The organism is Paenibacillus cellulositrophicus (assembly GCF_009363095.1).
In the GTDB taxonomy this organism is placed as follows: Bacteria; Bacillota; Bacilli; order Paenibacillales; family Paenibacillaceae; genus Paenibacillus_AQ; species Paenibacillus_AQ favisporus.
The window spans coordinates 3,103,867-3,116,819 of the sequence record NZ_CP045295.1 but is presented as its reverse complement, the minus strand read 5'-3'; the positions used below and the strand labels follow the sequence as shown (position 1 = coordinate 3,116,819).

Here is a 12,953-nt window from a genome sequence, read left to right as displayed (position 1 = left end):
AGGAAGCAGCATCCCTTCTTGGCGGCGCGATTTCGGGTAGGAACGATCCGTCCCGTTTGATATGATGGAAGGAAAGACTTGCCGGGAGGAGAAGCTTCATGAAAATACTGGTATCAGGATTTGAGCCCTTTGGCGGAAATGCGGTCAATCCGACGGAGCAGCTCGTGCGGGATATCCGGGAGGAGACGTTTGCGGAGGCCGAGATCCGGACGGTTCTGCTTCCGGTCCATTATGACGAATGTGCCGAAAGGCTGCTTGAGGCAGTGCGTGACTTTCAGCCGGACGCCGTAATCTGCTGCGGCCTGGCCGCAGGCCGGACGGCGGTAACGCCGGAGCGGATCGCGGTGAACGTCAAGGACGTGGCGCCGGAAGCGGCATACGCCGACAACAAAGGGGAGAGACCGCAGGATCTGCCCATTAATCCGGCAGGACCGGACGGATTGTTCTCGCGGCTGCCGATCCGAGAGGCCGTGAACCGGCTGAAGGCGGAGGGGATTCCGGCTGCCGTGTCCGAGTCGGCCGGCACGTTTATTTGCAACAACACGATGTACGCCGTGCTGGATTATATCCGTGAGCAGGAGTTGCCCACGCTGGCGGGTTTTGTCCATTTTCCGGCCTCCACGGAAATGGCGCTTCAGAAGCCGGGCCTGCCTTCGCTGCCGCAGGAAACGATGCTGCGGGCGCTGCGCGTGATCATCCATGCGACGATTGATGCGGCAAAGCAGCAGCGGCAGCCCGCGGTGTAACGGGTATCGCTCACCGCCTGACACCTCCAGGTGCTTGTTCACAACAAGCGCCGGGGGTGTTTTTTGCTGTTATTGCCCTTCGCCGGCGAGGTGAACCGGACGCTTGAAAAAACCGATCAGGCGGTCCTGATGCGGCACGATTTGTACAAGCTCCCAGCCATGGCGCCCCCACGAGGACAGCGCATAATTAAAGTCCACCGCCGTGTGGCCACGGTATGATTGCACGTATTCGAGCAGCCCCGCGTCCGTCCCGTATTCCCATTCCAGCGGCTCGTCGCCGGCGGAATGACGGTAACGCTGGGGCAGTCCGCTTAGGCGCACGCCTGTGGTGCAGAGTGCTTGGAGAATGGCTTCTTGCTCCGTTTCTTCCAGGGCTAAAAAGCGTGGCGGCTGCGGAAGATGAAACTGGGCGTGAGAATGGAAAATTTGCAGCACTGCCGTGCCGCACGGATGGCCGGTATCGTCTCTGACCACATACCATACGCATCGCTCACGCTCCTCGGGCGGGCCCCAGTTCTCGACCGACTCCGACAAGCGGAATCCGGCGGGGACCTCGTATCCCGACTTCCGCACCTCCTCGCAGATCAGACCCATCAGCTGTTGAATATAGACGCCGTACGCGCGGTCGCCGAATTCCGCAAACATGCTGCTGAGTTCCTCCGCATGCTCTTGAAGAATCGCCTCCCAAATTTCGTCCAGGTGCCGGTTCATGGACCGGACCACCGAATAAATTGGATTCATATAAAACTCCCTTCACATCGTAAAATTTTGCTTAGGCTGTTCTGATTCCGTTGCGGAATAAACTTCGCCCATTAATCTAATGGTTTTAGATTAATCTAATGGGATTAGAATAAAGGTATATGCTATAATTGTCAAGTGAAAAGGAGGGCTCTTCGATGGCCAGAAAACGAACGGTGCCCCAGCATCCCTTCTTCGGCACGGGGGAACAGGAGGAGCTGCACATTCCACTAGACCGTGACCGGATTGTCCGGACGGCGCTCCGCGTGTTGAACGAATTTGGCTTGAAGGAGCTGAGCATGCGCAAGATTGCCGATGAGCTCCAGGTAAAGACCGCTTCCCTGTATTATCATGTGAAGGATAAAGACCAGCTGCTCCAGCTTATCGGGGATAAAATAAGCGAAGAAATGGACAGGCCCGACCCGGACCTGCCTTGGCAGGAACAGCTGATCCAGTGGGGGCATGCATTCCGGCGCGTACTGCACCGCTATCGTGATGCGGTGGACCTGTTCAATGGCGGCATCGCCATGGGGTACCACCGTCTGCTGCAGATTGAAAGACTGTACCAAATCTTTGCATCGGCCGGATTTGCAGATGGTCACATCCCGTGGATGGCATCCATGGTGAAGAACCATGTGCTCGGCTTTGTGGCCGAGGAGGTGCGGCTGAAGGGGATGGCCGGTTCCGGCGAGGAAGCCCAGGCTCAGCTCAGCGAGGAGTACGCCCGGTTCTTCCGCAGTTTGCCAAGGGAGCAGTTTCCGAATATGATCCGGCTGGCTTCCCATACGACCGGTACCGGATGGCAGGAGGAATTCGAATTCGGGCTGGACGTCCTGATGGACGGCTTCCGGCAGAGGCTGACCGACTGATCCGGCGCTAAGCAAAAAAATCAGGGGGACTAGGAAGTCCGCCCTGATTTTTTTCCGTAAAACACCGCGAAGTCCAAATACTTGTACATACAGTCCACGTCTTCAAAGCCGGCCTCTTCCATCCACTGCATCTGGTCGGCGGCGGTAGCGTTGATATCCAGGCTTCTGCGTTCAATCGACGCCTGAATGGCTTCTTCCGGCAGACCGCTTGCCCTGATTTCTTCCAGCCAGCGTCTCCGGTAATATACGTCCGCCTGGTCGGTATGGCCCTTCACCTGATCGGCATTGACAAAGATGCCGCCTTCATTCAGCAGCCGATGGATCGTGGCGAACAGCTGCCTTTTTTCCGGATGGGACAGATGATGAATGGAGAGGGAAGAGACGACGACATCGTAAGTTTGCGTAAACGGATAACTGCTGTAATCCCCGGTTACATAATCTACATTCGGTGCCCCGTGGAACCGCCGGCGGGCCTCCTGCAGCATGCTGTCGCTTAAATCCATCAGCGTAAGCCGGGCCTCAGGGTATTTGAGCAGTACCATGCTGGAGAACAGGCCTGTTCCGGCCCCCAGATCCAAAATACTTGGAGAAGAATTGCCGCACTCCACCAGGGACAGGGCCATCCCGTAAAAGTCGTCGAAGCAGGGAATCAGTCCCCTCCGCTGCCGGTCATAGTCCTTTGCATTGGCGTCAAAAAGCTTGATCACAGATCTGTCCATCACCATTCTCCTTTACCCGTGGATTGTTGGAATTGACTTCATTGTACCGGCAGTTCGCTCATTATGGAAATATATAAACTGTATTATATTTATAGGTATTACCTATATCATTCCTTCCACGGATCAGCATTGATAAGCTCGATAGAGTTGAGGCGGCAAGGTCCTTTAACCCCGGGAACATCGCGCATTTTCATAGGGCAAATGGACTTGAATGATATTTGTCCAAACCGATTCGCCTTACGCGGCATACGATAGAGTATAAACAGGAGAGAGGGGGAGAAACCATGAGTGGTGTAGGAAACCCATTTACCTCAACGGGAGCCATCCTGGTTCTGTTTATTCTGCTCGTCATCATTACCAAATCCTTTATTTATTAATCCATGGACTCAAGCGGTCCTTGGGCAACGAAGCTCCTGCCCTCCGGCGGGGCTTTCGCCATTTCATAAGAAAGGCAGATACCGCAGTATATACATATGAATTGAAAAAGGAAATATAGACGAGTAAATGGGAGAATGGATCAGTATACAGAGGGAAATAGCGCATACATGCAGTTTTGGGTTCAGCTGCTTATACCGCTATAATGAAAAACAGTGAACCATCGGACCCGGCGAACCTGAGAGTGGGGAGCCCGCTTGAAACACCCCGTAACATTTCATGAACGGATAGCAGCACGATCAGCCCTACAGATACAACTTTATATCCACAGGAGGGATTATTTCTTGTTTTTGAACTGGATCAAACAAGGCTTCTTTAGCAACGTCAGAAAAGATATTTTGTCCGGTCTAACCGTTGCCTTTGCGCTTATTCCCGAAGCCATCGCGTTCTCTATTATGGCCGGCGTGGATCCGATGGTCGGTCTCTACGCATCCTTTGTGATTGCCGTCAGCATTTCGTTTTTCGGCGGACGCCCGGGGATGATTTCGGCGGCCACCGGTGCTATGGCATCCTTGATGGGACCGATCGTTGCCAAGTACGGGATTGAGTATTTGTTTGCGACCACAGTGCTGACCGGCATTCTGCAGTGGTTCATGGGGGCGCTGAAATTCGGGCGCTTCATCACATTTATCCCGCAATCGGTCATCGTGGGCTTTGTTAACGCGCTGGCGATCGTTATTTTTATGGCGCAGCTGCCGAATTTTGAAGGGGCTACCTGGATCATGTACTTGATGGTGGCCGCGACGCTGCTGATCATTTATCTGTTCCCGCTGCTCACCAAAGCGGTGCCTTCAGCGCTTGTCGCCATTATCGTCATGACGATCATTTCGGTGCTGACCCATGCCGATGTCCGTACCGTTGGCGATATGGGTACCATTACGCAGTCGCTTCCCGCATTTCATGTTCCGTCGGTTCCCTTGTCGTTTCATATGTTCCTGACGATTTTGCCTTACGCGCTGGCGCTCGCGGTCGTTGGCATGACCGAGACGCTTTTGACCGCCAACCTGGTGGATGAGCTGACCGATACCGGCAGCAACAAAAACCGCGAGATCAAGGGGCAGGGCATCGCCAACATCCTCACCGGCTTTTTCGGCGGGATGGCGGGCTGCGCCATGATTGGCCAGACGGTCATCAATGTGAAGTCGGGGGGCCGCTCCCGGCTGTCGACCTTTATCGCCGGCGCCTTTCTGCTGTTCCTGATCCTCGTGCTCGGCGATGTCGTCAAGCAGGTGCCAATGGCGGCGCTGGTGGGCGTTATGATCATGGTGTCGGTGGGCACGTTCGACTGGCATTCTTTACGAACGATGAACAAGGTGCCGCTGGGCGACACGATCGTCATGGTCGTGACCGTCGTAATCGTGGTGGCCACGTCCAACCTGGCGATCGGCGTTGTGACCGGAGTCATTCTGAGCGCCCTGAATTTTGGCTGGAAAATGGCGCGTATTCATGCGCAGACCCATATCGATGAGCATGGGGTAAAGGTGTACGAAATCAAAGGACAGATGTTTTTCGGAACGATGAACCATTTTGTGCATCTCTTTCATTACCAGGAGGATCCGGAGCAGATTGCGATTGACTTTTCCTACTCCCACGTTTGGGATCAATCGGGCGTGAACGCCGTGTCCAAGGTGCTGGCCAAATATGAGGCGCTGGACAAAAAGGTGGCCGTTCGGGGATTGAATCCGGAGAGCCAGCGTATCATCGACAAGATTGGCGTAGCCTCGGTATCGTCCCACTAACCATCTCGTAAAACCTGCATTTTATATACGATATGAGAGAAGCCTTCCGGCATGCCGGAAGGCTTTTTTTACGTAGTTATCCGCTTGAGGAGCGAACGCTACCTCACCATTTTCTCATAAATATTAAACCCGCTCTCATGCTGGCCCTTCAGCGTAAAGCCGGCCCCGCTGTACAACCGGTTCAAGCCGGGGTTGTTGGCGATGCAGTCAAGACGGATTCGGTCTTTACCCTGGAACCTTATTCCGGTCAATGCCCAGTGCAGAATGGCGCTGCCAAGACCCGTCCCCCCGAATTCGCGGTCAATGGCAAGCCGGTGCAGATAGACAGAGGTATCGTGCCCCTCCTTGCCCCACAGGTTGCGGTCCCATTCGCTCGCATGCTGCTGGAGGATGACGATGGCGGCAAGGCGCTCCTCCTTTTTGAACAGGAAGACGTCCCCTCGCAGGACCGCCTCGTCGATATGATGCCTGTCCTCGCCGGTCAGCAGCTGATTCCACTGCTTGGAGCCTATGCTCTGAAGCCATTGCGCCGTTCGAAACAGCAGTCCCTGCGCGGCTGCGACATCTTCCGGACCGGCCTGAACGGCACGGATTTCCGGGGTAACCCACTCCTGATTGATGATAAAATGATCTGCTTTTGCCTGCTTCATACATCCACCCTCCAAGCGTTACATATGTTCTTATTGTAAGAAGCCGTGAAGAATTAGGCAAATGCTTCACACCGGAGCGGTCCGGAGATTTTTATGTGACTCAGGTGCTCTGAAGACGTGGGGCGGCAGCCGCGTCCAGGCCGTTAGCCAGCGGTCAGCATTGTATGTACCAGAGGGTTGGGAGGGAGGATTATGAAGAAACAAAACTTTATCGCCATCATGGCACCGTTGGCTGAATTCGACCAGCTGCAGTCCGGCGTGCCGGCATCGCTCACGATCGCCCAGGCGGCCCTCGAATCCGCCTGGGGCACGAGCGAGCTGGCGGTGAAGGCCAACAATCTGTTCGGCATCAAGGGACAGGGCACCGCAGGGAGCATGCGCCTGCAGACCACCGAGTACGTTCGCGGCGTGGCCGGCCGGGTGATAGCCGACTTCCGCGCGTACAACAGCTGGGCCGAATCGGTGGCCGATCACTCAAGCCTGCTGGTGAACGGCGTGTCCTGGGACCGTGACAAGTATGCCGGCGCGCTCGGCACAGACGGGCGATCGGCCGCCGCCGCGATCGGCGCCGCCGGTTATGCCACGGACCCGGAGTATGCAGATAAGCTAATCCGGATTATTGACCAGCATAACCTGGACCAATACGATGCCTGGAAGGAGGGGGCGCATATGACCCCTGAGGAAAAGGCGGCATTTAGCGAGCTGCAGAACACGGTTGCGAAGCAGGCGGAATGGATCAAGCAGCAGCAGGCGCTGTTAAGCATGCCCTGCCCGGACTGGGCAAAGGAGGCTTACCGCTATTACAAGCCTTATATTGCAGATGAAACGGGAAGTTATGATTTCTGGCGGCAGCTGGTGATCCAGTACCGCAAAGAGAAGGGAATCAAGGTCGTTTCGGATCAAGGCTGACGGGACTTACGGCCGGATGGTCACCCTTGTATTCACAGGAACGTAGGAAGACAAATCCAGCACATCCTCATTGTGCATCCGGATGCAGCCGTGGGAGACTTCCCGTCCGATGGAGGCGGGATCATTGGTTCCGTGGATGCCGTAATGGGGCTTGGAGAGGCCCATCCACAGCACCCCGAACGGTCCGCCGGGATTTTCCTGTTTATTGACAATCGTGTACTCTCCGGTCGGGGTTTTCGTCACCATTTTTCCGATGCCAACGGGATAGGATTTGACGGTCTGATCGCCATCCAGCAAATATAACGTGCGTTCCGACAGGTCGACGATGATCCGGTATTTTGGCATTTGCATCACTCCTTGTTTCCAGAGTATGTTTATAGGGCGGGGAATGCATCCCTCTGCAAGTGAATTTATGGAACGAAGGGGATTGGAACGTGATGCTGAGAAAAAAAATTATCCTCTATTGCACCTTTTCCGTGCTTGTGCTGTTCGCGGCATTTTTCGTCTGGAGGCAGGGCCCTTATGTGTATCATCTGGTTCGTTATCCCGGAAGGCCCCACATCAAAAAGGAAGAGAACGGTGTTCCGGCCTACAGCTTTATTTCCACGAGACCGACGCCAGGTGCGGTGTATTATAAAAACAAAGTCATCACGCTGATGTACCATGATGTCTCCCCGCGTCCGATCAATGACAAGAGTCTGGATACCGCTGTATTCGAGGAGCAGCTCCAGGCCATGAAGGCGAACGGATTCCATTGGATTACGATGGAGCAGTACGCCGACTTCGTCACCCGGCATCAGCCGGTGCCGGACAACGCCGTGCTGATGACGTTTGACGACGGCTATGAGACGTTCTATACCAATGTGTTCCCGATCCTGAAGAAGTACCATGTGCCGGCAACGAATTTTCTGATCGTGTCGACAGTGGGAAATCCGAAGCATCCCGGACTGCCGAAGCTGACCTGGGCCCAGGTCAAGCTCATGCATCGGAGCGGTATCGACTTTTACAGCCATACGTTTGATTCGCACGCTTATGCTTATGTTCGCCCCGAAGGGAAAACCCATGACAGGCTGGAGCCAATGCTGATGGGACCGGAGCATAACAAAACTACCGGGCATGTGGAGACGGAGCAGGAGTATATCCGGCGGGTGAAGGGTGATTTAACCCGGGCGGATCAAATCCTCCGGAATGAAATCGGCAACCGCCGCGATATTCTCGCTTTTCCCTACGGCGGCTATACACAGCAGGTGCTGGATCTCTGCCGCAATCTCGGCATTCAGGTAGTCTTTACCGTCAAACCGGGAATCGACGGCCCCGGGCAGTACATGGGATACCGGGTCAACGCGGGCGGCATGGACAATAACCCGATCGCGCTCATTGAATCGATGAAGCATGCGGAGTCGCTCCGCGGATACAGCAAAGCCGGCTAAGCCTCCTGACAAGAGAAGGAAGTGGCAGTAGGCCGTAAATACATTGGAAAATATGGATAACCCCCCGGACATTTCTCCGGGGGGTTTGGCTTTGGCGGCGCTGCGGCCGCCTCATATATTTAACCCCTGACAGCCGTTCAAGGCTGCAGTCTGGTTCCTTGTTCTAGTTCGTTAACAGAATAATGACTTCCAAAACAACAAAAGCCCTGCCTCTCTTTTGTCCTTGCGGCTCCGATGACCGCGCCAGCGTGAATCAGAAATGACATCTTAAATCTCATACTTCGCATTGGGTTATTTCAAAATAGGAAATTAAGTCTTCGAGGTTGAAGATTTATTCTTTCTTGCGGGGAACGAAAAGGGTTAAATGAAGTTATATTAATATAATATATCACATATCATTTATGTATGCAATAGGAAATTATATCGCCCACCAGACTTGTATAAATGTGCAAAAACACCCTTTCATGCGGAGGGATTTTATGATAAAAGTTGGTTTTTGTCGCAGGTTCATGTCACATTTTGGGATGAAATAACCGATATTCTTAATAGTGCTGCGCCGAACGGCCTATATTGATGAAAAAGGAAGGCTGGCTTATGGATACCGATTCTACCCGTTTGCAGGGAGTTGCCCTGTATTATGCTTTTCGGAACAAATTGGTACGGAATTATATTTTCGGATCGCTTTTCGCGGTATGGATCGTGGGCAGCGCTCTCGTTCTGACCACGATCAGCATTTCTCCGCAGGAGATCAAACGGCTGGCGATCATCTTTGCTTGCTCCATGGCGGTCATGGTCGCGGTGGAATCCTGGGTATTCACGCGGCACGTTCGGCCGATCCGGCAGGGCTTGTTCTGCCGGACCTGTACGGTTCAAACCATTGAAACAGCCTACCGGCAGGCACATAAGCTGCCGCAGCTGGCGGTGTTCCGGATTCTGGTCCCGCATTTCCTCGGACTTGCCATACCTGCGACCGGCGTGACGCTGTGGCAGATGAGCCGTGGCCTTCTTCATTTCCCGCCGATTTATGTTGCGGCTGCGGTAGCCGGCGCCTTCCTCGTAGCCAGCATGCATGCGATGATCGAGTTTTTCCTGACGACGGCGACGGTCCGGCCGCTGATGGAGGAATTTCACCGGCTCGCCCAGGAAACGCACCGCATTGAGCTGAATCCGGAGGGGCATGTCGTCTTGTCCATCCGTCCGAAGTTTCTGCTCAGTGCCATGCTGATCGGTACCTCGCCGCTCCTGCTGTTCACCCTGGCTGCCCAGATTCGGCTGGGCAATTTAAACGAGGAAATGATGACCGGGTACTGGGGCTGGGCGGGGCTGATCCTGCTGGTCGACATCATTTTTACGTATACGGGTGCCAGGCTGTTGACCCATGAGGTGGAGCGGCCGATCTCCCATCTGTACGACGCCATGAATCATGTCAAGGACGGCCGGCTGAAGACGGTCCAAAACGTGTATTCGGACGAGTTTTCCCGGCTGGCCACCGGCTTCAACATGATGGTCCGGGCGCTTCAGTCGCGTGAAGCCCAGACCAGGGCGATGCTGGACAGCTACTTTGTGACCCTCGCCGTTGCGCTCGATGCCAGAGACGCCTACACGGCAGGGCATTCCTTGCGGGTGGCCGAATATTCGGAGCTGATCGGGCGGCTCAGCCGGATGACGGAGGAGGATATCAACGTGATCCGCCAGTCGGCGCTGCTGCATGACATCGGGAAAATCGGCATCCGGGACACCGTCCTGTTGAAGGAAGGGCGTCTGACGGAAGAGGAGTTCGACCAAATCAAGGCTCATCCGGTGCTTGGTGAGACGATTCTGAAGCAGATCGAGCCGAAGGATGCCCTGGCGCCGCTCCTTCCCGGCGTAAGGTCCCATCATGAGCGATACGACGGGAAAGGGTATCCGGACGGACTGGCCGGGGACGATATCCCGCTGCTCGGGAGAATTATCGCCGTAGCCGACGCCTTTGATGCGATGACTTCGGATCGGCCATACCGTAAAGGCATGGATGTCGCCAAGGCGCTGTCCATTCTCGAAGAGGGCGGAGGGACGCAGTGGGATCCGGAATACGCCCGCATTTTTGTCGACTATATGAGAAATCAAAGGTTGGAAAAAGCGGCAGGCGACGATACATAAGCGATGACCAAGGTTCGGAGAGCAAGAAAACCTCTCGGCCGTGAAGGATGACTTCCGGACGGGAGGTTTTTTCGTCGTTTTGATAAGAAATCAGTTTGCAGCCGAGCGCAGGAACCCTGGCAGACGGAAGAATGCAACCAGGAGGCCGGCGGCCCCGAACGTCAGGAGAATGAGGGCAGGTCCCGCAACATCGCCGAGATGGGCGCCATGGGCGATAATGTTCTGCAGCGAGTGCAGCGCCCAGTACTGCGGCAGAAAATGCCCGACGGTCTGTACGGATTGCGGAAGCAGGTAGGACGGTACCCACAGGCCACCCAGCATGGCACCGCCCATGGCAATGACCTGGGTGATGACCATGGCGGCTCCCTCGCCGGGCACCAGGAAGGATAAGCCGAGCCCGATGCCGGTTCCGCAGATGCTGAGGCTGAGCACAATCAAGGTAAGGGCGGCGACGTCGCCAAGCTTCACATCATAGACGAAGTGGCCGAAGGCGAACAGGACGACACACTGGGCGATAACCGTCAGGATGAAGGGCACCCACATCCCGACCAGATACTGCAGCGGCTTTACGCGCGTGCTGCGAATGCGGGACAGAAGGCCGGTCTTCTTTTCATCAAAAAAGCGGCGAGCCATCGTGATCATGATGTAGAAGACGAACATGACGGTCATGCTGGGGACCATGGAGTCCATATAGCTGATATGGTCGGACGTCGTCGCCACATCTTTAATCTGGATCGGGGAGGCCAGCGCCTGCTCTGCCTGCTCCTTAGAATCTCCCTTAGCCAGCAGGACATCCGTCAGCTTCTGCTCGCGGTATTGGCTGGAAATGCTGCTGAGGATTGCCTGAATCGGCGCAAGCTCGGTCTGTGCGGTGGGATCCTGGTACAGCTGGATATCCGCGGGACTGCCTTCCTTCATGGCTTTTTCGAATCCGGCGGGAATGACGAGCATGGCCGAGAACTGGCCCTGCTTCATTTTGTCGACCTGGTCATTCAGGCTGGATGCCGATTCCAGCTTCACGTCCATAATCCCCTGCATTTGCTTCACAAAGGCTTGGGACGCGGCGGATTGATCCTGGTCGATCGTGCGGATGGATATGGAGGAACTGTCGCCTCCGCCGCTATTGAAAATCGTACCGAACATGGCGATGAACAGGATCGGCATCAGCAGCAGGAAGAAGAAGCTTCTGCGGTCTTTGCGGATCAGCCGCAATTCTTTGATAATCATGGCTCTCATGGGTTTTGCTCCTTTGCGTGTTAATTTCTTTGTCTATTTCATACGATGAACGATTTATCACCTTAAAGAGTGAGAGGAACGCTTGTGAAAGAATTAATCCCGGAGAGCGGTACCTGTTACCCGCAGGAATACGTTCTCCAGCGAGGGACGGACGATTTCCAATTGTTTCACGTCCCAGCTGTGCTGGGATGCGAGGCGAAGCAGGCGCTGCATCACGCCATGCAGGTTCTCCGTTTCCAGCACGTATCCGGAGCCTTCCTTGCGGACCGCGGTTACATCCGGGTCTTCCGGCAGGTGATGGGCTCCTGCGATTTCCACGTAAATGGCCTTCTGTCCGTAATTCTCCAGCAGCTCCCCGAGCGGGCCCATCGCCTTGATCGTGCCCTGATCCATAATGGCCACTTCATCGCACAGCGCTTCGACTTCCTCCATGTAGTGGGTGGAGTAGATGATTGTCACGCCTTCTCGGTTCAGGTCGCGGATCATTTCGAAGATGTGGTTCCGCGACTGCGGATCGATCCCAACCGTCGGCTCGTCGAGAACCAGCAGCTTGGGACGGTGGAGGAGCGCGGCGGCGATGTTAATTCGGCGCTTCATGCCTCCCGAGAACGTGCCGACTTCCTCTTTGGCCCGGTCCAGTAGACCGGTCTGGGTCAGCACCTCGTGGATGCGCTGCTTCAGCATTTTGCCCCGGACGCCGTAAGCCTCACCGAAAAACTCCAGATTGTCGTAAGCAGACAGCTTATCGTACAGCGTAATTTCCTGCGGGACGTAGCCGATATATTTCGATACGGCGTCCGGATTTTTGGTCGCCTCCTTGCCGAGCAGCCGGACGGAGCCGCTGTCGGCCTGGACAATGCCGGTCAAAATTTTCATTGTGGTGGACTTTCCCGCGCCGTTCGGTCCGAGGAAGCCAAACGAAGTGCCGGCTTTCAGAGAAAAGCTCACGTCCTGGAGCGCCTGTTTCTTCGGATAGGATTTGCGGAGCTGGGAAACCTCTAGCATATAATCGTTGTTATAAGAAGTATGATTAGATTCAGCGGTGTTGCGAGCGGTCGTTTGGATCATAGGGACAACCTCCTAAAAGTTTTGTGAAGCATAACCTCAAAGTAAAATGGTCGCAGCAAAACTGGCATCGTAAGCATCAGCTTAAGTTTTGTGAAGCATAACCTCAAAGTAAAATGGTCGCAGCAAAACTGGCATCGGAAGCATCAGCTTAAGTTTTGTGAAGCATAACTTCAAAGTAAAATGGTCGCAGCAAAACTGGCACCGGAAGCAGCAAGCTTTAAGTTTTGTGAAGCAGCATGTCTGCAAAATGACGGGCCGCCGGCAGTACCGGCTCG

Annotated in this window: 13 protein-coding genes; 7 read left to right on the top strand and 6 right to left on the bottom strand. The window is 54.8% G+C overall.

Features of this window, described 5'->3' with window-relative positions; genetic code table 11:
* Nucleotides 1-98: 98 nt before the first annotated feature.
* A complete protein-coding gene (locus GCU45_RS13970; RefSeq protein ID WP_152399386.1) occupies nucleotides 99-746 on the top strand; it encodes a pyroglutamyl-peptidase I in 648 nt (215 codons plus the stop codon).
* A gap of 69 nt (nucleotides 747-815) precedes the next feature.
* Here GCU45_RS13970 and GCU45_RS13965 read toward each other — a convergent pair whose 3' ends face one another.
* On the bottom strand, nucleotides 816-1,487 hold the full coding sequence (locus GCU45_RS13965; RefSeq protein ID WP_152399385.1) for a DUF6022 family protein: 672 nt from the start codon (nucleotides 1,485-1,487) through the stop codon (nucleotides 816-818).
* A 155-nt stretch (nucleotides 1,488-1,642) separates the two neighbouring features.
* On the opposite strand from GCU45_RS13965, the gene GCU45_RS13960 reads away from it, so the two are divergent.
* Entirely contained in the window at nucleotides 1,643-2,353 is a 711-nt protein-coding gene (locus tag GCU45_RS13960) for a TetR/AcrR family transcriptional regulator (protein WP_152399384.1), read from the top strand.
* Nucleotides 2,354-2,382: 29 nt separating this feature from the next.
* Here GCU45_RS13960 and GCU45_RS13955 read toward each other — a convergent pair whose 3' ends face one another.
* Nucleotides 2,383-3,072 (bottom strand): class I SAM-dependent methyltransferase, encoded by a 690-nt coding sequence (locus tag GCU45_RS13955; protein ID WP_152399383.1) that lies wholly within the window; start codon nucleotides 3,070-3,072, stop codon nucleotides 2,383-2,385.
* Between the two features lie 284 nt (nucleotides 3,073-3,356).
* On the opposite strand from GCU45_RS13955, the gene GCU45_RS13950 reads away from it, so the two are divergent.
* Both GCU45_RS13950 and GCU45_RS13945 read left to right on the top strand, forming a co-directional pair.
* Nucleotides 3,357-3,449 (top strand): sporulation protein YjcZ, encoded by a 93-nt coding sequence (locus GCU45_RS13950; RefSeq protein WP_084203986.1) that lies wholly within the window; start codon nucleotides 3,357-3,359, stop codon nucleotides 3,447-3,449.
* 342 nt (nucleotides 3,450-3,791) lie between these two features.
* Nucleotides 3,792-5,246, top strand: coding sequence for a SulP family inorganic anion transporter (locus tag GCU45_RS13945; protein WP_152399382.1), 1,455 nt, complete (start codon nucleotides 3,792-3,794; stop codon nucleotides 5,244-5,246).
* A 98-nt stretch (nucleotides 5,247-5,344) separates the two neighbouring features.
* Here GCU45_RS13945 and GCU45_RS13940 read toward each other — a convergent pair whose 3' ends face one another.
* On the bottom strand, nucleotides 5,345-5,896 hold the full coding sequence (locus GCU45_RS13940; protein ID WP_152399381.1) for a GNAT family N-acetyltransferase: 552 nt from the start codon (nucleotides 5,894-5,896) through the stop codon (nucleotides 5,345-5,347).
* 192 nt (nucleotides 5,897-6,088) lie between these two features.
* On the opposite strand from GCU45_RS13940, the gene GCU45_RS13935 reads away from it, so the two are divergent.
* Nucleotides 6,089-6,805, top strand: a complete 717-nt coding sequence (locus GCU45_RS13935) for a glycoside hydrolase family 73 protein (protein WP_152399380.1) — start codon at nucleotides 6,089-6,091, stop codon at nucleotides 6,803-6,805.
* Between the two features lie 6 nt (nucleotides 6,806-6,811).
* Here the strand turns inward: GCU45_RS13935 and GCU45_RS13930 are convergent, their stop codons facing one another.
* Nucleotides 6,812-7,150 (bottom strand): L,D-transpeptidase, encoded by a 339-nt coding sequence (locus tag GCU45_RS13930; protein WP_152399379.1) that lies wholly within the window; start codon nucleotides 7,148-7,150, stop codon nucleotides 6,812-6,814.
* A gap of 92 nt (nucleotides 7,151-7,242) precedes the next feature.
* Here GCU45_RS13930 and GCU45_RS13925 point away from each other — a divergent pair, with 92 nt between their 5' ends.
* The gene (locus GCU45_RS13925) at nucleotides 7,243-8,235 is read left to right on the top strand and encodes a polysaccharide deacetylase family protein (protein WP_152399378.1); all 993 of its coding nucleotides are present in this window, start codon (nucleotides 7,243-7,245) and stop codon (nucleotides 8,233-8,235) included.
* 594 nt (nucleotides 8,236-8,829) lie between these two features.
* The gene (locus tag GCU45_RS13920) at nucleotides 8,830-10,374 is read left to right on the top strand and encodes an HD-GYP domain-containing protein (RefSeq protein WP_152399377.1); all 1,545 of its coding nucleotides are present in this window, start codon (nucleotides 8,830-8,832) and stop codon (nucleotides 10,372-10,374) included.
* Nucleotides 10,375-10,464: 90 nt separating this feature from the next.
* Here the strand turns inward: GCU45_RS13920 and GCU45_RS13915 are convergent, their stop codons facing one another.
* Nucleotides 10,465-11,610: an ABC transporter permease gene (locus tag GCU45_RS13915; protein ID WP_152399376.1), complete on the bottom strand. Its 1,146-nt coding sequence runs from the start codon at nucleotides 11,608-11,610 to the stop codon at nucleotides 10,465-10,467.
* A 93-nt stretch (nucleotides 11,611-11,703) separates the two neighbouring features.
* The gene (locus GCU45_RS13910; protein ID WP_244364563.1) at nucleotides 11,704-12,678 is read right to left on the bottom strand and encodes an ABC transporter ATP-binding protein; all 975 of its coding nucleotides are present in this window, start codon (nucleotides 12,676-12,678) and stop codon (nucleotides 11,704-11,706) included.
* Nucleotides 12,679-12,953: the final 275 nt, after the last annotated feature.

Coding starts and splice junctions, on each gene's coding strand:
- GCU45_RS13970 (WP_152399386.1), top strand. CDS start 99: ATGAAAATACTGGTATCAGGATTTGAGCCCTTTGGCGGAAATGCGGTC.
- GCU45_RS13965 (WP_152399385.1), bottom strand. CDS start 1,487: ATGAATCCAATTTATTCGGTGGTCCGGTCCATGAACCGGCACCTGGAC.
- GCU45_RS13960 (WP_152399384.1), top strand. CDS start 1,643: ATGGCCAGAAAACGAACGGTGCCCCAGCATCCCTTCTTCGGCACGGGG.
- GCU45_RS13955 (WP_152399383.1), bottom strand. CDS start 3,072: ATGGACAGATCTGTGATCAAGCTTTTTGACGCCAATGCAAAGGACTAT.
- GCU45_RS13950 (WP_084203986.1), top strand. CDS start 3,357: ATGAGTGGTGTAGGAAACCCATTTACCTCAACGGGAGCCATCCTGGTT.
- GCU45_RS13940 (WP_152399381.1), bottom strand. CDS start 5,896: ATGAAGCAGGCAAAAGCAGATCATTTTATCATCAATCAGGAGTGGGTT.
- GCU45_RS13935 (WP_152399380.1), top strand. CDS start 6,089: ATGAAGAAACAAAACTTTATCGCCATCATGGCACCGTTGGCTGAATTC.
- GCU45_RS13930 (WP_152399379.1), bottom strand. CDS start 7,150: ATGCCAAAATACCGGATCATCGTCGACCTGTCGGAACGCACGTTATAT.
- GCU45_RS13925 (WP_152399378.1), top strand. CDS start 7,243: ATGCTGAGAAAAAAAATTATCCTCTATTGCACCTTTTCCGTGCTTGTG.
- GCU45_RS13920 (WP_152399377.1), top strand. CDS start 8,830: ATGGATACCGATTCTACCCGTTTGCAGGGAGTTGCCCTGTATTATGCT.
- GCU45_RS13915 (WP_152399376.1), bottom strand. CDS start 11,610: ATGAGAGCCATGATTATCAAAGAATTGCGGCTGATCCGCAAAGACCGC.
- GCU45_RS13910 (WP_244364563.1), bottom strand. CDS start 12,678: ATGATCCAAACGACCGCTCGCAACACCGCTGAATCTAATCATACTTCT.